Below are 19,296 nucleotides of genomic sequence, written 5' to 3' on the forward strand. Positions count from 1 at the left end.
GAAATTCTGCCCCTGTCCCTAGCCACCCTGTAGGATTTATTCACGAAACGGGATCTTGCCAAAAAATTCGCCCCCGGCACTACAGACCAGGGACGAAAATTTCAGTGTGAAGTTTAGAAAGTTACTCGTTCTAGGCGTTTTGGAACACCGCAGCAGCCGCTTTCACCCCAGCCCCAGATTCAAAATCACCGTGACCCAACCCTTGGAGAGTTGCTTCGAGGGCGGCGATCGCCGTAATCACATCTCGGTCATGGACAAAGCCTAGGTGACCAATGCGGAAGATTTTTCCTTTGTAATCATCCTGGCCACCCGCGAGGGCAATATCAAAGTTTGTGCGCATCGCCTTGCGGATATCTTCTGCGCCAATGGGGGCAGGATCAACGGCAGTCACCGCTGTACTGGCATTCCCATCGGGGGCAAAGGTCTTTAGGCCCAAAGCCTTGACTGCGGCCCGGGTGGCATCGGTTAAGCGTTGGTGGCGGGCAAAAATATTCTCTAAGCCTTCCCGTTGCATCATTCCCAGGGCTGCCTGGAGCGCAAAGATCAGATTCACCGGGGGTGTAAAGGGGGTGGTGTTTTTCGCTAAATTCTTTTTCGCAGCCTTGAGATCAAAGTAGAAACGGGGAATTTTTGCGTTTTCGTAGGCCGCCCAAGCTTTATCGCTGACGGAAACAAAGCCCAAGCCCGGCGGAATCATAAAGCCTTTCTGGGAACCGGAGGCGACCACATCAAGGCCCCATGCATCGGTGGGGACATTGCAGGCCCCTAGGCTAGTCACCGCATCGACAATCATCAAGGCCCCGTGGGCTTTGACGTAACGGCTGATGGTTTCGAGGTCGTTAAGGACGCCAGTAGAAGTTTCTGAGTGGGTGACGACAACGGCTTTGATTTCTTTGGCGGTGTCGGCTTCGAGTTTGGCACGGAAAACTTCAGGATCGAGGGCTTCACCCCAGGGGGCTTTGACCCGTTCTACGTCCATGCCGTAGGTTTCACAGACGATCGCCCAACGTTCACCAAATTTACCGTTATCGCCGACGAGGACTTTATCGCCCGCATTAATGAAGTTGATCAAACCCGCTTCCATCGCGCCGGTACCGCTAGCGGCGAGGCAGTACACATCGTTCTGAGTTTGGAAGAGCCATTTGAGTTGCGCAGTGACCTCGGCCATGATTTCGCTAAACTGGGCGCTCCGGTGACCGATGGGGTGTTTGGCCATTGCTAGCAAAACCTGCTCCGGCACAGGGGTCGGGCCGGGAATCATCAGCATATGTTTGTCTTCCATGGTGTGTTTGTCCTTCGCTTAGACCGTGATTGAAAATGCCGTTAATCCCCAAAAGTCTAGGGACGTTCCGCAAAAGCTAAATCCTATCCTATGCGATCGCCCAGATCAAGCCACTGAGATGCTGTCTATTTGTTCACGAAAAGCAAAGGTTTCGCAGAGCAGCAACGGAAAACGTTAAGGATGATTGAGAAGCGTCACAAAGTCCAAAAAAACGAGGCTCAAGTTATATCCTGAAAGCACCTTAATTCACCGATTAACCGAAAGCTTTCCCTCAGCTGAGGTGGATAGAAAGGCAATGTTTTGTACTGTTCCAAAGCCAATGAGTGACCAATTTGTTGAACAAAAAACAACGGGGTATTTTCAGCGCCTCGGCAATTCGCTTGTGGGGATTTTTCTCGGCGTCGTTCTCTTTTTAGCGTCCTTTGGGGTGCTCTACTGGAATGAAGGCCGGGTAGACCTCTCGAAAATTGCGGCCACAGCCACGGAAATTCCCGCCACCGGCACCGCCACGGTAAAAGCCAATAGTTTTGTATCAATTACGGGTAACCTAAGCAGCCCGGAAACCCTCGGCGATCGCCCCTATTTAGAACCGGGGGAATACATCGCCCTCCGGCGCAAAACAGAAATGTATGCCTGGGAAGAAAATAGCCGCACAACCACCCAGAAAAATGCCGGGGGTTCAGAAACGAAAACAACGACCTATACCTACGCCAAGGAGTGGGCCGAAAATCCCGATGATTCCTCTCGTTTTAAGAATCCAACGGGCCATAATAATCCAGCCAAAAGCATCGAAAGTCAAGAACTGCGGGTTTCCCAGGCCCAGGTGGGTGATTATCAACTGGATGTAAATCAATTGCAGTTTCCCATCAACCAACCCGTTAATTTAACGGCGGCCCAGATCCCGGCAGAATCAAAAAACAAACTCAACGGCAGTTATTTATTTTTTGGGACAGGTAGCCTCGGCAGTCCAGAAATTGGCGATCTGCGCCTCAGTTATCAAGCCCTAAACAAAAATATTCAAGCGACGGTCTTCGGTGATTTGGGCAGCAGTAACCAACTCACGCCCCACCAAGGCCGGAAAAATGTGACTTTTTATCGACTCTTTCCCGGTACCCGTGACCAGGCGATCGCCAACTTGGCAAACCAACACAAGCTGATCACTTGGGGCCTACGATTCGGGGGCTTTTTGCTGATGTGGATTGGTCTGAATCTGGTGGTAGAACCTCTTGGTGTTGTTCTAGATGTCATTCCGTTTTTAGGAGATTTAACCCGCACCGCTACAGGGTTTGCCACGTTTATTGTGGCGGCGATTTTGTCTGGGTTAACGATTATTATGTCGATTATTCTTCACAGCCCGGTTATGATTTTTCTGGCCCTCGGTCTCTGTGGCTTTATTGTCTACCGCTGGACAAAACGTAAAAAGACCAAGGATCAACTGGCTTAGGTTCTCCCTGGTCAAGCAAGAATTTAAAAAGATTTGGGGACGGTTTTCGTTCCTTTTTTTGTGCCAATTAACCTAAACGACGTTTGAGGAGCGGTTGAATGGTCGCCAAGGCGATCGCCCCAAAGCCCGTCAAAATTCCGAGCACAGCCCCAAAGTTTAAATTTCCCCAGGGGGCACTGAAGACCACACTCTGGAATGTCCAATCACTGTGCATATAGAGATAACGGATCGGCTCGATTGCATAGGTCAAAGGGTTTAAGCTCGCGACAAGCTGCAACCAGTTCGCCATAAAATCCAAGGGCGCTAAAGCGGTACTGGCAAATAGCAGGGGTAAATTCACCACAAAAATCACCGCAATCAGTTCAATGTGGCCCGGCAGCGCAAAGGCCAAGCCCAAACTGAGGGCTGTTACCGCCAAGACGATTAAAAACACCACTAAGGCGATCGCCCCCAGACCCAAGGCACTGGGTAAACCGGCCCCCAATAAAGCACTAGCCCCGACAATCACCGCCGTTTGAATCAAGGTCAGGCCCATGATGTAAATCGTCGAAGCCGCCACGATGGAATAGCGCGTCGCTAAAGGGGCCACCAAAAGCCGGTTTAAAAAGCCAAATTCCCGGTCAAACATCACGGGTAAACCTGCATTCAATGCCCCGGAAAAGGCCGTAAACACGATAATCCCTGGGGCGAGAAATTGGGCATAGTTGATGTCGTTGCCAAACAGTCCCTGGGGCGCTTTATAAAACAAGGCCCCAAACAAAATCAGCCACATAAACGGTTGAATAATGCCCGCAATCAGGGTGGTTGGTCGCCGCTGGAGCTGAATTACTAGGCGTTGGGTGAGGGCCACCGTTTCCTGAAAAAAATCCTGCCAGCCATTGCTCTCAGAGACGTTGACCTTAGCGGTGGGGGACAGAATCGAGTTGGGTGTAAAGATAGATTGACTCATAACGGTTGTTTCGCGTCACCAAATAGGCGCAGATTTTGGCTCTTTTCTCAGGACTAGATTAACGTATTTCACCCCAAATCATGGCTTTCATCGCCGTTAGGACGCGCCTTGTCGGGTGGGAAAATTCCCTCTAAAATCAGTGGGGCTTAACGAAAGCTAAACCTTTACTCCCTGTCGTTTTTAAACGCGATCGCCTTTATGACCAGCTTGACCGACATTTCAACGGCAGACCTTGCCGCCGCCTTGACCACTGACGTTGACTTTAACTTGGAGCTGCCCGATCCAGAGGATGATCAACTCCACGACGCGGAATTTGATACCCAGATCGAGCGGGTCTGGCAAATTTGCGATCGCTTTGATTTGCAAACAGACATTTGGCGGGGCCGGATTATGCGGGCCGTGCGAGATCGGGAGAAACGTGGCGGTGATGGGCGCGGGACAGGCTTTTTAAACTGGCTCAAACAGCGGGAAATTAGCAAGAGTCAAGCCTACGGCCTCATCGAACTGGCCAACAGTGCTGATACTCTCCTCGCCGAGGGGCAACTAGACCCCAACAGTATTAATAATTTCAGTAAAAATGCTTTCGTCGAAACGGCGAAATCGGCCCCCGAAATTCAAAAACTCGTCGCCGATGCCGCCCAAAAAGGCGATCGCATTACTCGACGGGAAGTAAAACAACTGGCCGACGAATGGACGAGCATGAGTTCGGAGCTGCTCCCCGATGAAGTAAAAGAACAGGCCGCCAGCGGTGCCCTCCCCAGTCGGTTTCTCTCGCCTTTGGTAAAAGAATTAGAAAAGCTGCCAGAAACCCACGTCACAGCGATCCAAGAAGAAATCCGCGAAGCCCCCAACACCGACACCGTCAAAGCGATGACCCGTGAAGCGAAGAGTTTAGCGAAATATATCGATGCCGCCGCCCAGGTGCAGACCCTCCGTAAGGCGAATATTGACCTGGAAATGGCCCTAGAAGAAGCCCTACGGTTGGATTGTCTGGGTACTGCCGCTGATCTGGTGAAACAGGCTACCCAGATGGAGCAATGTGTGGTGAAGCTCTTTACCACCTGGAAGCGCCTAGGAAAATTAGCCGATCGCCTTTATGTGGATACGGGGGCGAGCAATCCCTATTTACGGTCGATGTTGGGCACCCTAGAAGCCCTGAGTAGCGAGGTTTTGGAAGTCGATTTAGATGATTCCGGCGAGAGTAGTGTGCGGATTCGGATTTTGGGAGAAGAGTAAAATAGCGGGTAACAGTTTCAGTTAGGAGTAAAGGATCCGATGGGTAGATGGTTCGGGGCGATCGCCTTGGTACTGGCTTTAGTTTTCGGTTTGGGACAAGGGCCGAGTTTTGCTGAAGGTACAACAGATGAGCCTGTGGTGGAATGGCTGACCTTTGACGTGCCCCAGGCCGACCAAGCAAAATTTATCGAAACAGAACTAGAAATCTGGAATCCCATCGATCGGCGATCGCCTGCCTTTGTGCGCAAAGAAATCTGGCAAGATGCCGACCACCCGGATCAGCTCACCGTTGTTGTTTCCTGGTCAAGCCAAGCCCTACGGAAAGTCGTTTCCCCAGAAGAAGTTGAAGCAGCTGAGAAAGCCTTTGATGAAGCCATGGGCAAAAGTTACCCGATCCTCGAAAAGAAAGAATTCCACAATCTTTCTACGACTAATTGACATTGAAAGAAACAGAGGCGATCGCCTCACTAAATTTTTGTCACATTAATATTCATAAAAAACATGATTCTAAGCACCACCAACACCATCGAAGGAGCAACCATCACCAGTTATCAGGGGGTCGTCACCGCTGAAGTGGTCTATGGCACCAACGCCCTCCGGGATTTTTTTGCGGGCATCCGAGACATGATCGGCGGTCGCACCGCTAGTTACGAGCGAATCTTTGAAAAAGGCCACCAGGAAGCGCTGCGGGAACTAGAAAGCAATGCTAAAAAACGCGGCGCTGATGCCGTAATTGGCATTAGCATGGACACAGGCACAATCAATATCGACGATAAAGGCGTTCTGTTGCTGATCACTGCCACCGGAACCGCCGTAAAACTGGGATAAGAATTTGCTCATATTAGGCGATCGCCCCAATACCCAGACAGGACTACCTAAATCTCTATGAATTCGTGATTCAAAAGCCGTAGAGTTTGCGGATTATTTTAATTCAGTGAATTTAACTGGGGTGCCAGGATTCGAACCTGGGAATGTCGGAACCAAAATCCGATGCCTTACCGCTTGGCGACACCCCATTGCGTTTAAGCCTTTAGAAATATAACACCAATTTTTCGGAAGCGTCAACAGTCTCACCAAATCTTTTTTGGGTGGCCCTGGATAATTGTCAAAAACCCAAAAATCCAGTAAACCTTAACCGTTGCCCTTAAACCTCATTATTTTTTGATGTCAGATTTGATTAAACAACTCCAGTCCAGTTTTGGCGACAGTGAGTGGCATGACCTCGCGCCCCATGCGGCCCGTGATGCGCTGATTGTGGTACACCCTTCCCTGGATTTATTGCAGGTAGGAGAGGCGATCGCCACAGATAATGCGGCCCTAGTGGGCAAATGGATGAGCGGTGGCCTAGTGCGTAAGCCCACAAAAGAAGAACTAGAACGCTGGAACCAAGCAACCCAGACCCTCGTATTTGCGACATTAATTGTGCAGCCCTTTGTGTTGATCAGTGGCGACCGCCCAGAAATTTAAGGGGCGATCGCCCGGAATTTTTTCGCTGGGACGACGGGTCTTGTGGGGTAAACTGATTGAGAACAATCCATTGCCCTGGTGTGAGACCCCTAATCATCGCGTATGATCGGGTTTGAGCCTCATTGATGGTCTGGCGATAGATAGCAATCATCTCCCGTCGTGGGTTTGCAGCGAACCAAGCTTGTTTTTCTGAGAGTATGAATGATTCTGTGAGCGTAATGCCCAATCCTAGTTCCCCATCGGTATCCCCAGGACAACCCTACCTGTTGCAAAATCTGCCGGATCTGTTGCCGGAGGGAAAAGTGTTCCCGCGCCGGGCACAACAGCAAATTGACCTGCTCCTCTTGGCCCTAGAAGCGTTGGAGTTGGGCGGCTCAGAACTGATGCTGCGCTCTGCCCAAAAACTAGAATTGACAGAAATTATCCCGAATCGGGTCGTCCTCTGGCGATTGCGGCGCACCAACCCCTGGCGACGTTTCCACACCCACGGCCACCTGACCCCCACAGAAGCAAAGGCGTTGGTATTGATCATTGGCGATCGCGCCAAGAATTTACTGGCTTTATTGCGACAACTTTTACCCGCCGCCCAGCACCTCCGGGAACGCAATCTCCCCTTAGATAGTCATTTCCGCCTTTCGGAATACCTAGAGCGGTTTCGCGCCCACTTCCGGAGTCGGATGAACCCCCGGCGCGTCCGTGTCACCCTCTACAACCAGTCAAAACAAGATTTAAACGAACTGGCGATCGCCCTCCTCGAAAAACTGCTGTTTTGCACGGGCACCGTTGGCACCCAACGGCTATGGGTCAGCCTCTTTGATGGAGAAGTGAGCTAAACAATCACCATGAATATTCGTCGCCAATACAACCTCCCCAACTGCACCCTCACCCTCGAAGGATTCGATGATGGGAGCGGCAAACTCCTCGACACCCTGACCATTCTTTCCAATGTGGAATGTCGTTTTACTACCTCCCAGAAAGTGCTCAGCGGTGGGAAAATTTTCTTTGATCACCTCGTCCAAGCCGTGAGTGAATATGCCCAGGGTATTTTAAGCGGTCTCCAACGCCCCCCCGAAATCCTCGATGCAAGAGGCCAAGTTCGCTTAGAAACAGCAACAGCAACCTATACCCATCATCTCCATTGGCAACAACCCGATGGCAGCGCCGCCGAAACCCTCGAATTAACCACGGCGGAGTTGTTTGATTTAACCGAAGCCATTGATCAATTCCTTGCCGATGGTTTGACCCTCCCGGATTTTGTTTTGCCCCTAACGCCCCTGAGTCGTCGCCATTGCGTACCAGAAGAATCCTTTGTGGATCGGGCAGTGCCGCCCCTAGTCGGTGTTAGTGGGTTAGCCTTAACGGCCTTTGCATTATTCTTTGTCCCAGCACCGGAAACAACACGTACCGACAGTGAACAAGTTAGCTCTGGGGAAGAAACGGAACAACTCGCCAGCGCAACTTTACCGGATACGGCCCTCTGGACGGAAGCTGATTTTGATCGCCTTGGTGAAACCTTGCCCACCATTGCCACAGACCGCGATCTTCAGTTAATGCAAGCTTATCTCTATGGCACTTTGGACTCGGCCTGGACGGAGCGCGATACCACAGAAAATGCTTCCTATCGCTTGGCCCTGGGAACCGATGGTCGTCTTTTGGGGGTGCACCCCTTAGATAGTGCTGCGGTGACAACGGGAACAACGGCCTTGGGTGAGTTGGGTCATACTCCAGAAGTGGCGGCGATCGCCAACGAACAAGCCATGGCTCAATTTCGGGTCAATTTTGCAGGAAATGTCCTGGAAGTAAGCCCCTGGGATGGCTTTCAAAGTTCTAGCGAATTGGATTTTGACTCCCGCGAAGTAGAAGGAGAAACGCTCCGACAATTGATCCAACAGGTCAAAGACACCATCGCCGCTGAGTTTGACCGAGAAAATGCCACCATCCCCCAAACCCTGGCCTATACCCTAGGGGTAACCAACGACGGGGCGATCGCCATTGTCGTCGCCGATAATAACGCTGCGAAAACAGCCCTTGGTCAGACCCCCCTCCCGGCCTTAATCGAACCAGCGGCGGCGGGCATTGTCCCTGGCGAAACCATCTTGCCCACGGAACCGCTGACCCAGGTGAATGTGGTCTTCCAACCCAACGGTGTGATCGAAGTGAGTCCCTGGGCAGGTTATCGTTAGAAGAAAGCGACCACCTGAAAGCCATGGTCTACAGCACCCAAGATTTAATTGAAATCCTCAACCAAGAGTTAAAGGCAACCCTCCGGGGCGATCGCCTTTTGCTCTCCCCCGATGCGCGGGTGGGGGTACCGATCGTGACCATGGCCCTCGATCAAGACCAACTGGGAAAAGTGTTTGCCTGTCAGGACTTTACCCAACAAATTCATCAATACCAACGGGAAAATTATGTTTCCGGCATCGTTTGGCGGGAAATCAGCGTCGGCGATCGCCAACTGCGCCTGCCGGAAATTCACCAACAACTCATTGCCATCGACAGCGACAAAGCGATTCTCCGGGCGGCCAAACAAAATGTCCTCGACTTTTGGCACCACATCACCACTGGCTTAAACCTCTGGCAGTTAGTCGATCATCAACTTTCTCCCTTGACTTTTACGGAGCTAGAGCGGGCCAGTCGACTCGCTGAATGGGCGGAATTAGACGTGGGCCACGGTGAATTTTACCTCGCCCTCTGCTGGGGCAACCCGAAGGAATGTCACTATCGCTGGGCCGCTCCCAAATCTGGGTGCGATCGCCTCATTGCCGCCGCCGAACAACCCCAACATCTCAACATCTTCTAGCTCCTAAACATTTTTTCTGATCCCTCGCCCCTGCGCTAAAATTGTGAAATAGACGTACTAATTTCTTCCCGCTTCATTAAGTCTTTTTATGGCGATCGCCCCGAGTTTATTTTTTGCTTAATTTCCGTATATTTTTTTGGGCCGCAAAATCTCCGCTCCACCCCCTCGGTAAATCTTGCTGCAAATTCAGCCCACTCCTCCCAGAAGCCTTTTATGGTATAATTTTTGCCTGATTTAACCCAAAAACAGGCTACAGAGTTTTTACGCCCAAAATTCGGAGTTCGTCCATGACCAGTAATTACAGTGCCCAGCAGATCCAGGTTCTCGAAGGATTAGAACCTGTCCGCAAACGTCCCGGAATGTACATCGGCACCACTGGTCCCCGTGGCTTACATCACCTCGTTTATGAAGTGGTTGATAACTCCGTCGATGAAGCCCTTGCCGGATACTGCACAGAAATTAACGTTGAAATTAATGTTGATGGCTCCGTTACTGTTACCGACAATGGCCGCGGCATTCCCGTTGATGTGCACCCCAGTACCGGAAAATCAGCCCTCGAAACCGTGATGACCGTGCTCCATGCGGGCGGAAAATTTGGCGCAGGTGGCTATAAAGTCTCCGGTGGTCTACACGGGGTCGGCGTTTCTGTGGTTAATGCCCTCTCCGAATGGGTCGAAGTTACCGTTTGGCGCGACGAAACCACCTACAAACAACGGTACGAACGGGGCGTCCCCCAAGGCGAACTCACCGAAGCCCCGGCCCCGCAGCATTTATCGGGAACATCCGTTTGTTTTTTGCCCGATGCGAAAATTTTCACTGAAACTACTGTTTTTGATTACAATACCCTCGCCGGACGCTTGCGGGAACTGGCATATCTAAATGCTGGCGTCAGAATTGTCTTTACGGATCATCGCTCCGAAAAACAGGCCAGCAATACTTATTTTTATGAAGGAGGCATCAAAGAATATGTCGCCTACATGAACCGCGAAAAATCGCCCCTCCACGAAGAAATCATTTACGTGACGGGCGAAAAGAACGGTGTCCAGCTAGAAGTAGCCTTGCAATGGTGTACCGATGCCTATAGCGATAACCTGCTGGGCTTTGCCAACAATATTCGCACCGTTGATGGCGGGACACACCTTGAAGGTTTAAAAAGTGTCCTTACCCGCACGATGAATACCGTTGCCCGCAAACGAAATAAACTCAAGGATAATGACTCAAATTTGGCAGGGGAAAATATTCGCGAAGGGTTAACGGCGGTAATTTCGGTTAAAGTGCCCGATCCAGAATTTGAAGGGCAAACGAAAACGAAGCTCGGCAACTCCGAAGTGCGGGGGATTGTTGATTCCTTTGTGGGCGAGGTGTTAACGGAATATTTTGAATTTAATTTAAATGTCGTTGATGCGATTTTAGAAAAGGCAATCCAAGCCTTTAAAGCGGCAGAGGCCGCCCGACGGGCGCGGGAATTGGTGCGCCGTAAATCCGTTTTAGAGTCTTCTTTGCTCCCTGGTAAATTAGCTGATTGCAGTGAGCGGGATCCGGCGAAGACAGAAATTTATTTAGTGGAAGGGGATTCTGCGGGCGGTAGTGCGAAACAGGGCCGCGATCGCGCCTTCCAAGCCATCTTGCCGCTGCGGGGGAAAATCCTCAATATTGAGAAAACCGACGACGCCAAAATCTATAAAAATAATGAAATTCAGTCTCTGATCACGGCATTGGGCTTAGGGATTAAAGGAGAAGAATTTAACCCGGAAAAACTCCGTTACCATCGGGTGGTGATCATGACCGACGCAGACGTGGATGGGGCGCACATTCGGACACTCCTATTAACCTTCTTCTATCGGTATCAGCGGGAATTGGTTGATCAGGGTTACATTTACATTGCCTGCCCGCCCCTCTATAAGCTGGAACGGGGTAAAAATCACGCCTACTGTTACAGCGATCGCGAACTGCAAGATCAAATTAATCAACTGCCCGATAATGCGAAATATAATATCCAACGTTTTAAGGGTCTGGGGGAAATGATGCCCCAACAGCTTTGGGACACCACCATGAATCCAGAAACTCGCACCCTCAAGCGGGTAGAAATTGAGGACGCCGCCGAAGCTGACCGAATCTTTACAGTTTTAATGGGCGATCGCGTTGCCCCCCGACGAGAATTTATCGAGATGAATGCCCCCAAACTCAACATGGACGATCTCGATATTTAATTGACATTTTCAAAACCAGACAAAAAGCCTCCTCATCATTACGAAAAGGAGGTTTTGTTTTTTCTTAAAAAATTAGTAATTCAGCAATTAATCATGCATCGCTTTCGCAAGTTCAGCCGCAACGAGGGGACGGGAAAACTGTGGCGGCGGTAATTCCCCACGACGGAGCATTTCCCGAACCTTCGTGCCAGAGAGGTGGATCCGATCTTCGGGGCCACTAGGACTGGTTTTCGAGGTCGCCATCTGTTCTGTTTTCTTACAGAAAAAGGCGTGCTCAAATTTCATCGGGGTGATGCCAAGGGCTTGGGGATCAAACTCATCAAAGATCTTTTGAGCGTCATAGGTGCCGTAGTAATCGCCAACACCGGCATGGTCACGACCAACGATGAAGTGGGTACAGCCATAATTCTTCCGGATCAGGGCGTGGAAAATGGCTTCACGGGGGCCAGCATAACGCATCGCTGAAGGATTAATCGCCAGAATCACGCGCTCTTGGGGGAAGTAATTTTCCAGCATGATTTCGTAGCAACGCATCCGCACATCAGCGGGAATATCATCGCTCTTGGTTGCGCCAACGAGGGGATGGAGGAATAAACCATCGACGGTTTCGAGGGCACATTTGATGATGTATTCGTGGGCGCGGTGGATCGGGTTCCGGGTTTGGAAGCCCACTACGGTCTTCCAGCCGCGCTCTTGGAAAGCGGCCCGGGAGGCGGCGGGATCAATTTGATATTTGGGGAAAAGGGGATGGTCATCCCGTTCGAGTAACCAGACGGGGCCAGCGAGATTTACAGCACCCTGTTCGTAGACCACTTTGACGCCAGGATGTTTTTCTTCGTCGGTGCGATAGACGTTGATCGCTTCGTGGGCTTTATTGTAGTGGTATTTTTCGGTTAGTTCGAGGACACCAATAAAGCGACCATTAGCATCGTCGAGGCGTACCCAATTGCCTTCTTTGAGGGGATCAGCAATTTCTTCGGAAACGGAGAGAGTGACAGGCACAGACCAGGGCAGGCCATTGCTGAGGTGCATTTCTTCAACTACGAGTTCGTAGTCTTTTTGCTCCATAAAACCCTTGAGGGGACTGAAGCCACCGATGGCAATCATTTCGAGGTCGGATTGGGCGCGGGCATCGAGGGTGATGCGGGGGAGGCGATCGCCTTGGGCGAGGAATTCTTGCTTCTCGGCGTCGGAGGCGATGCGGTTAATTAATTGGCCACCGTGGGGCGCAATTAGACCGGATGGGGTACTCATAAAATTTAGGATATAAAAGCATGGCTATCTGCAAGCTCTCATGGTATCAGTTTCTGTTCTTTCCATTGTGGGAATGGGGCGAGTTATGTTTCGTAGTGGAGGATCTCCAGGTGGGAAAATTGCCGTTCCTGGGCGATCGCCTTCAGTTTGCGGTCGGCCTGTTCAAATTCCCGTAGGTAATAGGCAAAATCCGGGTGCTGGGGGTCAAGGCCTTGCCATTTCTCTTGACAATAACGGCGATGCTGGGTCCAGTTGACGTGTTCGAGGGTGGCGATCGCCGCATGGATATTCAAAGTTGCCCGGCGCACGTCGATTTCGGTGGTTTCGGTGAGGTAGAGCAAAGAACCAAGGCTATGCATCCGTTCGGGGTGGTGGGTCAAAATATCGAGCAACCGGCCCAACAATTGGTTATGGACATGATTTTGTTTGATGTCTAAGGGCGTTTCAAGGATTTGTTGCCAGAGCCAACGGTGGTGGGACAGGCTAAACATCACTTCCTTTTCGGCGAGGCGCGCCTCGATGGGGTGACGCTGGGCTGGACTGTGGAGATAGATCCGTAGCAGCAATTCTTCGGCCTGGGCGAGGGCAATGGTTTGGGAGGAAAGGGCGATCGCCTCTGGTTGCACCTCCGGGGTCGCCGTCGGATTCCGGGCTTGGGCTTTGCGGAAACGGTTTACCTGGGTCAAAAGGGTCGCTTCCAATTGTTTTTTGTAGTGGGAGTCTTCGTGATTAATGAGTTCACTGGCTTTAGCGATGTAGTGGCTCCGAAAACTCGGATGATCAATTTTGGCGATCAGGCGAATCATTTGTTTAATCACCCCTTGGAATTGGTCGGCTTGGGTGACATCTTGGCCCAGCAAAATTTGCTCCAGTTGCCAATCGAGCCAGAGGGGCGCCGTTGTAAGGGCCGTTTGATAATGCGCCGGGCCTTGGTCTGTTTGCAAAAACTCGTCCGCATCCTTCCCTCCAGGGAGATTGAGGATCCGCACCTGGGCCTGGCCACTGTAAATTAGGGGTTCAATTTCGGTGAGGGTACGTTGGGTGGCTTTGATCCCCGCCTTATCTGCGTCAAAGTTAAAAATAATTTGCTTGGAATCGGTGTAGCGCAGCAGTTGTTTAATCTGCCCCTGGGTAAAGGCAGTACCGAGGGAAGCTACCGCATTTTCAAAACCCGCTGCGTGGAGGGCGATCGCATCAAAATAGCCTTCGACGACCACAGCAGCATCCTGTTTGGCGATCGCTCCCTTCGCTTGGTCGAGGGCAAATAAAGTCCGGCTCTTATCAAATAAGGGCGTTTCTGGGGAGTTAAGATATTTCGGTTCTTCGTTCGTGAGGGTGCGGCTGCCAAAGGCGATCGCCCGACCCTGGACATCGTAGATCGGGATCATCAGGCGATCGCGGAACTGATCATAATGGCCGTTCCCCGACTGGCGTGGTTTAATTAAGCCTGCTTTTTCGACCAACTCGATGGGATAGCGTTTTTGTTCCACAAGGTAGTGATAGAGGGTATCCCAGCCCCCCGGCGCATAGCCCAGGCCGAAGTTTTGAATCGTTGCTTCCGTTAATCGCCGTTGCTCGCGGACATAAGCTAAGGCCGTTTGCCCTTCCGGTTGCCGTAGGGAATATTGATAAAAATCATTGGCGATCGCCACAATTTCGTAGAGCTGCTCCTTGAGGGACAGTTCCCGCTGGATCTCTTGGTGCCGTTCTGGTTCGAGGGTTTTGACCGGGACTTGATACCGTTGGGCCAAGTCCAGCACCACCTGGGCAAAGGGAGACTTATTGATCTCCATCAAAAACTTGATCGCATTGCCCCCTGCCCCACAGCCAAAACAGTGATAGAACTGCTTCGTCGGACTCACCGTAAAACTGGGGGTCTTCTCATCATGGAATGGACAAAGCCCCAGTAAATCCTTGCCCCGCTTTTTGAGCACCACATAATCAGATACCACCTCCGTAATATCAACCTTGGCGCGAATTTCTTCGATGGTGTCAGGATGAATCGAGGGGTAGGCCATAGATTACGTCGCAAAAATCTAAACAGAATGCATCCTTAAAAGATAAAAGAAAATCTCCGGGGACGCCGCTACAAACAATAAATTGATCTGTCTTTGGCTTTCTCCCCACAAAAAAAGCCCACAAACTGTGAGCTTAGAGAATGTGCAGTTGATAAACGAATGTGTAACAGAGAGTTCATGACAAAAACAAGAATCCAGTCCGAATACTCAAGCTTGTTCTTCCGAATCTATTTCAGAAAATCTTGGAGCTGCCAAAGAACTAGCCTTGATCAAACTCCCCTGTTCAGCACTCTGGAAAATAGCGAATGTTCGTGAGGATTATTGCTTTTGGATATGGATGGACAGACGTAGTTTGGAACAGCGTTTTCACCTCTTTTTTCTATTGTTTAGATTAAGCTGTTTAATCTGCCAGGAGAAGCGCTTTGCTTCTTGTCTCTAACGATATCACCCAATCTAGGAGATCTGGGGGAACGTGATTTTTCTTTGGGCCACTAAAAGTAGGCACTTACAAAAGATTAAAAAACATAAAAATTCAGCCATAGATCCAGGGCCAAGAGGGTCAACCCCAAAAGCAGACTGAGATAAAAATAGGCCCGCCAGCGGACAACATTAATCAACAAAATTAGGGTGATGCCATTGAAGAAAGTTCCAGTTAGAAGGAAGCCAAGGGCAACACCAGGGCTATTATTCCCTAAGATCAGATCGGCGATCGCCGCCATTTGTGTCGGTTGAACAGCGTACAAGATCCCCGCGCCAAATAGACCCGTCATACCGTGGCTGAGTAATGTTTCTAGGGGGAAAAGGACTTGGCCACAAGCCATCACACCACAGGCGATCAGGAGCCAAACCGACCATTCCAGCAGTTCTTGCATAAGGTTTTGGCTCGCCATGAGGGATCGAAATCGGCGAGAAGTGGGCAGAATGGTTAATTTACTTGGTGGTGCCAGGGTTTCTGGTTGGGTATTGGGAACTCGGTGGGAACTGGGACGGGCGATCGCCGGATACAAAAAAGTGTCTAGATCTCCCTGTTGGTAACTGCGCTGTTGACGCGCCCCCACAAAAATACTGGCAATTAAAAGCAAAATCCCTAGGCTCAGGCTGCCATAGAACAACAGGAGTCCCCCCCGACTAGGTAGCTGCTGCCAAAATTTAGCGAGCACAAAGGGACTCAGGGAAACAGTTCCCAGCCAAAAGGCGATCGCCCCCGCCGAGGAGCCGGATTGCCATAGGAGCCGTCGCAGGAGGGGCAGTCCGCCCACTTGACCCACAGGTAAGATAAAGCCGAGGCCAAGACCAGCCAGTAATTGTAACCAGGCGCTTTGGGGAAGAACTTTTTCCCACCAGGGACGGGGCGTAAAAATTAAAGCCACCGTCGAGAGACATACCCCCACAAAAAGCCAGGGCCAAAGGATCAGCCATTGGGCGATCATCAGGGTAAACCACTGTTGCAAAGCGACCATTACCACACCTAAATTCCAGAAAAATTGCTCCATTTACCCTAACCGATCCCTGGTCTTTTGCTCGATTTTGAGCGGCGATCGCCCCGGTCAGACACCCCCCTGGGGATCTTCTTGCAACCCTTGGAAAAAGGAGCTTAATGGGTTATTAGTATAGAATTGAAAAACTTTGTTTATCATCATTTTTTAACTGAGAGGAATCAAACCATGGATTGGCGAGTTGTTGTTGTTTTAGCTCCCGTAATCATCGCTGGCTCTTGGGCAATCTTTAACATTGCTGCGGCTGCCCTGAACCAACTCCGCAATATGCAAACGAAGAAATAAGTCTTTATCTCTACTGCTTTTCGCGTAAATTACCCTTTGTTTTTGACAGGAGCAGCCCCTAGGGGTTGCTTTTTCATCCCCAGCAAATCTATGACTGTGCAAATCCGTCGTCTCCACCCCAGCCGTCCCGTTAACGTCAGCATCTTGCAGTACCAAGTGGCGGTGCCCGATGCCAAACCCCAGCATATTCTGGAAGAAATTGTTTGGCATAAAGAAAAAGAAGTGGAGCAGCTGCGCGATAAAGTTTCTCTGCTAGAGCTACGCCAGCGAGTCACAACGGTGCCGCCCGCAAAAGATTTTCTGGGGGCCTTAGTCCACGGCAAGACCCAGCCAGCACTCATCGCCGAAGTAAAAAAAGCCTCGCCTAGTAAGGGGATAATTCGGGAAGATTTTGACCCTGTGGCGATCGCCAAAAGTTATGCCGCCGGGGGAGCCAGTTGCCTCTCAGTCCTCACCGATAACAAGTTTTTCCAGGGCAGCTTCGAAAACCTGAGCCTCGTGCGCGATGCCGTCGATCTGCCCCTGCTCTGCAAAGAATTTATTATTTATCCCTATCAAATCTTTAAGGCCCGCAGCCATGGTGCCGATGCGGTTCTCTTGATCGCCGCGATCCTCAGTGACCAAGACCTCGCCTATTTCGTCAAAATTATCCGCAGCTTAGGGATGACCGCCCTGGTGGAAGTCCATACCCTCGCGGAACTTGATCGCGTCCTCGCCATCGAGGGGGTGAGCCTCGTGGGGATCAATAACCGTAACCTCGAAGATTTTTCTGTAAATTTGGAGACGACTACCATGTTGATGGAAAGTCGCCGCGCCGAACTCCAGGCGAAGGGTGTCCGCGTTGTCAGTGAATCGGGCTTACATACCCCCCTCGATCTCCGGTTTGTCCAAGAAGCCGGAGCAAAGGCAGTGTTAATCGGCGAATCTCTCGTGAAACAGCCGGATCCTAGGAAGGCGATCGCCGACTTGTTTCAGTTTTAGATTGGGCTAAACCTGGAGGGGCACTGCTGCCGTTTGGAAATGTTTTTCGATGGTGGTCTTGGGGATCGCCGTATTCAAATGCTGCCAGGGTAAGACCTGAGTTGTCGCCCAATCCTGATGCACATAGAAATCTAGGGGGGGAATTTTGCCTTTCAGTTCCTTAAAGGCCCGCCTGTAGCTGCCGAGGGTATCACCGTAATCCCTGGTTAATTCTAAAAGGCTAGAGAGGCGGCGATCGCCCCTGGAAAGCAACCCTTGAATCACTGACCAGTTATAGCTTTCTGGCCGGAACTCCATGCCCTGGGAGCGGAGATGCTTTTGGAGGAATTGCAGCCGTTTTTTGGCCGCTGGGTTTACTCCAAACCACTGGAAAGGCGTATGGGCTTTAGGGACAAAGGTGCTACAACCGAGGGTTAAACGCAAGCCTGGGGCCGCTTTTTTCACAGTCTGCATCATCGCAATGGTTGCTTCCACATCGGCCATCTCTTCCCCTGGAATGCCCACCATGCCATAGAATTTAATCCCCTTGAGGCCCCCGGCTTTTGCGTTCACTGCTGCGGTAATAATTTCGTCGTTGGTGAGCTTTTTATTGACAATCTCCCGGAGCCGTTCCGAACCACTTTCTACGGCGATTGTGATCGAACGGGTATCCCGTGCCGCAAGAGTTTGAGCCAGTTTTTCTGTGACGGTATTCGTCCGTACCGAGGCAATACTCAAACGCACATCGGCATACTGGGGTTGAGAAAGGTAGTCTAATAGTTGTTCAAATTCCGGGTGTTGGGTCACGGAAGCACCGAGCAAACCAAGGCGATCCGTAACTTTAAGGCCCCGCTCAATGGCCGGGATCAAGGACTGCTCTAAATTGGCCGTCCGGAAGGGCAAGGTGACATAGCTAGCGAGGCAAAAGCGGCACATCTCTGGGCAACTACGTACCACTTCTACCATGTAGATATTTTCCCAGGCGGCTTTTTCCGTCACCACCGTCGAGGCCGAGAGAGTGTTACCCCGGTAAGTTTGTTTTTCAACACTTTCAGGAATATCAGGATATTTGGGACGAATGGTTTCGATTTCCCCCGTCGGCTCCCGGTAAGTTACTTCGTACAGACTAGGCACATAGATCCCCGGTGTTTGGGCGAGGTGACGTAATTTGCTTTGGCGATCGCCTTGGCGCAGTTTTTGATACTGATCGATAAATTCATCCAGGAGATTTTCCCCGTCTCCCAGGAGAATCACGTCAAAAAAGTCCGCAAAGGGTTCAGGGTTGGCACTCAACACCGACCCCCCCCCAAACACAAGGGGATGCTGTTCGTCACGCTCGGCTGCCCGCAGCGGAATTTTTAGTTTTTCTAACAAGCTAAAGAGATTTGTGTAATCCAGTTCCCAAGAAAAAGAAAAGCCGACAATTTCTGGCTGAGACGACAGTTTTTCCTCTAAATCTGTGAATAAACGACGCACATCCACATCGGGCCGTTGGCTAAATTTTGCCCATACCAATTGGTAGCCCAAGCTCGTAATCCCCACGGTGTAGGTATTGGGAAAGGCAAAAATCAAGGGGATCGCGTTGGCCGTCGGTGTTACAGGATCAAAGAGGAGGCGTTCTTGGTCAAACAAAGTCGTCAGGTCAGAAAAAGTTTTGTACCCTTGCCATTGTAAGGGAGTCCCCTCAGCGATTGGCGATCGCCGCAAAGAGGACAGAAAATGGCGGATCTTCTCCTAACGTTTCCTAGCGCAGATACCCTAAATTGACTGAAAATTTCTGTAAAAAAATTATTTGTTTCCCAAGCTTATCTAGTGTTAGTATATGCAGGCTTCCTGTTTTTCACCATAAATATGGTGCTATCTCTGAACAGGATTTTTTTGTCACTTCACCCCAT

General features: G+C 50.7%; 17 protein-coding genes and 1 tRNA gene. 11 read left to right on the plus strand and 7 right to left on the minus strand.

Going from position 1 to position 19,296, the window contains the following annotated elements:
* Positions 1 to 130: 130 nt before the first annotated feature.
* Positions 131 to 1,282 carry a pyridoxal-phosphate-dependent aminotransferase family protein gene (locus tag AACT35_RS14775; RefSeq protein WP_099237571.1) on the minus strand — a complete coding sequence of 384 codons (1,152 nt, stop codon included), beginning with the start codon at positions 1,280 to 1,282 and terminating at the stop codon, positions 131 to 133.
* A 319-nt stretch (positions 1,283 to 1,601) separates the two neighbouring features.
* Between AACT35_RS14775 and AACT35_RS14780 the strand changes: the two genes are divergently transcribed.
* Positions 1,602 to 2,726: a TMEM43 family protein gene (locus AACT35_RS14780; RefSeq protein WP_254047932.1), complete on the plus strand. Its 1,125-nt coding sequence runs from the start codon at positions 1,602 to 1,604 to the stop codon at positions 2,724 to 2,726.
* A 67-nt stretch (positions 2,727 to 2,793) separates the two neighbouring features.
* On the opposite strand, the gene AACT35_RS14785 is transcribed toward AACT35_RS14780, so the two are convergent.
* On the minus strand, positions 2,794 to 3,675 hold the full coding sequence (locus tag AACT35_RS14785; protein WP_012306954.1) for an ABC transporter permease: 882 nt from the start codon (positions 3,673 to 3,675) through the stop codon (positions 2,794 to 2,796).
* Positions 3,676 to 3,873: 198 nt separating this feature from the next.
* Between AACT35_RS14785 and AACT35_RS14790 the strand changes: the two genes are divergently transcribed.
* From AACT35_RS14790 to AACT35_RS14800, 3 genes are all read left to right on the plus strand, one after another.
* Positions 3,874 to 4,911, plus strand: coding sequence for a hypothetical protein (locus AACT35_RS14790; RefSeq protein WP_062433759.1), 1,038 nt, complete (start codon positions 3,874 to 3,876; stop codon positions 4,909 to 4,911).
* 39 nt (positions 4,912 to 4,950) lie between these two features.
* Positions 4,951 to 5,349, plus strand: coding sequence for a TIGR03792 family protein (locus AACT35_RS14795; protein ID WP_099237575.1), 399 nt, complete (start codon positions 4,951 to 4,953; stop codon positions 5,347 to 5,349).
* A 63-nt stretch (positions 5,350 to 5,412) separates the two neighbouring features.
* Positions 5,413 to 5,739 (plus strand): YbjQ family protein, encoded by a 327-nt coding sequence (locus AACT35_RS14800; protein ID WP_062433763.1) that lies wholly within the window; start codon positions 5,413 to 5,415, stop codon positions 5,737 to 5,739.
* A gap of 116 nt (positions 5,740 to 5,855) precedes the next feature.
* Here AACT35_RS14800 and AACT35_RS14805 read toward each other — a convergent pair.
* Positions 5,856 to 5,927: transfer RNA gene (locus AACT35_RS14805), tRNA-Gln, on the minus strand.
* A 148-nt stretch (positions 5,928 to 6,075) separates the two neighbouring features.
* Between AACT35_RS14805 and AACT35_RS14810 the strand changes: the two genes are divergently transcribed.
* The 5 genes from AACT35_RS14810 to gyrB all read left to right on the plus strand — a co-directional run bounded on the left by AACT35_RS14810 (position 6,076) and on the right by gyrB (position 11,388).
* Entirely contained in the window at positions 6,076 to 6,378 is a 303-nt protein-coding gene (locus tag AACT35_RS14810) for a DUF2288 domain-containing protein (protein WP_062436565.1), read from the plus strand.
* A gap of 197 nt (positions 6,379 to 6,575) precedes the next feature.
* A complete protein-coding gene (locus AACT35_RS14815) occupies positions 6,576 to 7,211 on the plus strand; it encodes a DUF3038 domain-containing protein (protein WP_099237577.1) in 636 nt (211 codons plus the stop codon).
* A 9-nt stretch (positions 7,212 to 7,220) separates the two neighbouring features.
* On the plus strand, positions 7,221 to 8,561 hold the full coding sequence (locus tag AACT35_RS14820) for a DUF4335 domain-containing protein (RefSeq protein ID WP_099237579.1): 1,341 nt from the start codon (positions 7,221 to 7,223) through the stop codon (positions 8,559 to 8,561).
* 23 nt (positions 8,562 to 8,584) lie between these two features.
* Positions 8,585 to 9,178 (plus strand): hypothetical protein, encoded by a 594-nt coding sequence (locus AACT35_RS14825; protein ID WP_099237581.1) that lies wholly within the window; start codon positions 8,585 to 8,587, stop codon positions 9,176 to 9,178.
* A 287-nt stretch (positions 9,179 to 9,465) separates the two neighbouring features.
* Entirely contained in the window at positions 9,466 to 11,388 is a 1,923-nt protein-coding gene (gene gyrB / locus AACT35_RS14830; protein WP_099237583.1) for a DNA topoisomerase (ATP-hydrolyzing) subunit B, read from the plus strand.
* An 87-nt stretch (positions 11,389 to 11,475) separates the two neighbouring features.
* Here gyrB and sat read toward each other — a convergent pair whose 3' ends face one another.
* From sat to AACT35_RS14845, 3 genes are all read right to left on the minus strand, one after another.
* Positions 11,476 to 12,642, minus strand: a complete 1,167-nt coding sequence (gene sat, locus AACT35_RS14835; protein WP_012306963.1) for a sulfate adenylyltransferase — start codon at positions 12,640 to 12,642, stop codon at positions 11,476 to 11,478.
* Between the two features lie 83 nt (positions 12,643 to 12,725).
* Positions 12,726 to 14,660: a DNA primase gene (gene dnaG / locus AACT35_RS14840; RefSeq protein WP_099237585.1), complete on the minus strand. Its 1,935-nt coding sequence runs from the start codon at positions 14,658 to 14,660 to the stop codon at positions 12,726 to 12,728.
* A gap of 515 nt (positions 14,661 to 15,175) precedes the next feature.
* Positions 15,176 to 16,120, minus strand: coding sequence for a permease (locus AACT35_RS14845; protein ID WP_158227945.1), 945 nt, complete (start codon positions 16,118 to 16,120; stop codon positions 15,176 to 15,178).
* 204 nt (positions 16,121 to 16,324) lie between these two features.
* Here AACT35_RS14845 and AACT35_RS14850 point away from each other — a divergent pair, with 204 nt between their 5' ends.
* A complete protein-coding gene (locus AACT35_RS14850) occupies positions 16,325 to 16,441 on the plus strand; it encodes a photosystem II protein Y (protein WP_012306966.1) in 117 nt (38 codons plus the stop codon).
* Positions 16,442 to 16,537: 96 nt separating this feature from the next.
* Positions 16,538 to 17,422, plus strand: coding sequence for an indole-3-glycerol phosphate synthase TrpC (trpC, locus tag AACT35_RS14855; protein ID WP_099237647.1), 885 nt, complete (start codon positions 16,538 to 16,540; stop codon positions 17,420 to 17,422).
* A gap of 6 nt (positions 17,423 to 17,428) precedes the next feature.
* Here trpC and AACT35_RS14860 read toward each other — a convergent pair whose 3' ends face one another.
* Positions 17,429 to 19,042 (minus strand): B12-binding domain-containing radical SAM protein, encoded by a 1,614-nt coding sequence (locus AACT35_RS14860; protein WP_445267912.1) that lies wholly within the window; start codon positions 19,040 to 19,042, stop codon positions 17,429 to 17,431.
* Positions 19,043 to 19,296 lie beyond the last annotated feature (254 nt).

This window comes from Synechococcus sp. BDU 130192 (assembly GCF_963876085.1).
Classification (GTDB): domain Bacteria; phylum Cyanobacteriota; class Cyanobacteriia; order Cyanobacteriales; family MRBY01; genus MRBY01.

Excerpts from the sequence above, each read along its gene's own strand:
- AACT35_RS14800 (WP_062433763.1), top strand. The coding sequence starts at position 5,413 with ATGATTCTAAGCACCACCAACACCATCGAAGGAGCAACCATCACCAGT.
- sat (WP_012306963.1), bottom strand. The coding sequence starts at position 12,642 with ATGAGTACCCCATCCGGTCTAATTGCGCCCCACGGTGGCCAATTAATT.
- AACT35_RS14780 (WP_254047932.1), top strand. The coding sequence starts at position 1,602 with ATGAGTGACCAATTTGTTGAACAAAAAACAACGGGGTATTTTCAGCGC.
- gyrB (WP_099237583.1), top strand. The coding sequence starts at position 9,466 with ATGACCAGTAATTACAGTGCCCAGCAGATCCAGGTTCTCGAAGGATTA.
- AACT35_RS14825 (WP_099237581.1), top strand. The coding sequence starts at position 8,585 with ATGGTCTACAGCACCCAAGATTTAATTGAAATCCTCAACCAAGAGTTA.
- AACT35_RS14845 (WP_158227945.1), bottom strand. The coding sequence starts at position 16,120 with ATGGTCGCTTTGCAACAGTGGTTTACCCTGATGATCGCCCAATGGCTG.
- AACT35_RS14810 (WP_062436565.1), top strand. The coding sequence starts at position 6,076 with ATGTCAGATTTGATTAAACAACTCCAGTCCAGTTTTGGCGACAGTGAG.
- dnaG (WP_099237585.1), bottom strand. The coding sequence starts at position 14,660 with ATGGCCTACCCCTCGATTCATCCTGACACCATCGAAGAAATTCGCGCC.
- AACT35_RS14785 (WP_012306954.1), bottom strand. The coding sequence starts at position 3,675 with ATGAGTCAATCTATCTTTACACCCAACTCGATTCTGTCCCCCACCGCT.
- AACT35_RS14850 (WP_012306966.1), top strand. The coding sequence starts at position 16,325 with ATGGATTGGCGAGTTGTTGTTGTTTTAGCTCCCGTAATCATCGCTGGC.
- AACT35_RS14795 (WP_099237575.1), top strand. The coding sequence starts at position 4,951 with ATGGGTAGATGGTTCGGGGCGATCGCCTTGGTACTGGCTTTAGTTTTC.
- AACT35_RS14790 (WP_062433759.1), top strand. The coding sequence starts at position 3,874 with ATGACCAGCTTGACCGACATTTCAACGGCAGACCTTGCCGCCGCCTTG.
- AACT35_RS14815 (WP_099237577.1), top strand. The coding sequence starts at position 6,576 with ATGAATGATTCTGTGAGCGTAATGCCCAATCCTAGTTCCCCATCGGTA.
- AACT35_RS14820 (WP_099237579.1), top strand. The coding sequence starts at position 7,221 with ATGAATATTCGTCGCCAATACAACCTCCCCAACTGCACCCTCACCCTC.
- AACT35_RS14775 (WP_099237571.1), bottom strand. The coding sequence starts at position 1,282 with ATGGAAGACAAACATATGCTGATGATTCCCGGCCCGACCCCTGTGCCG.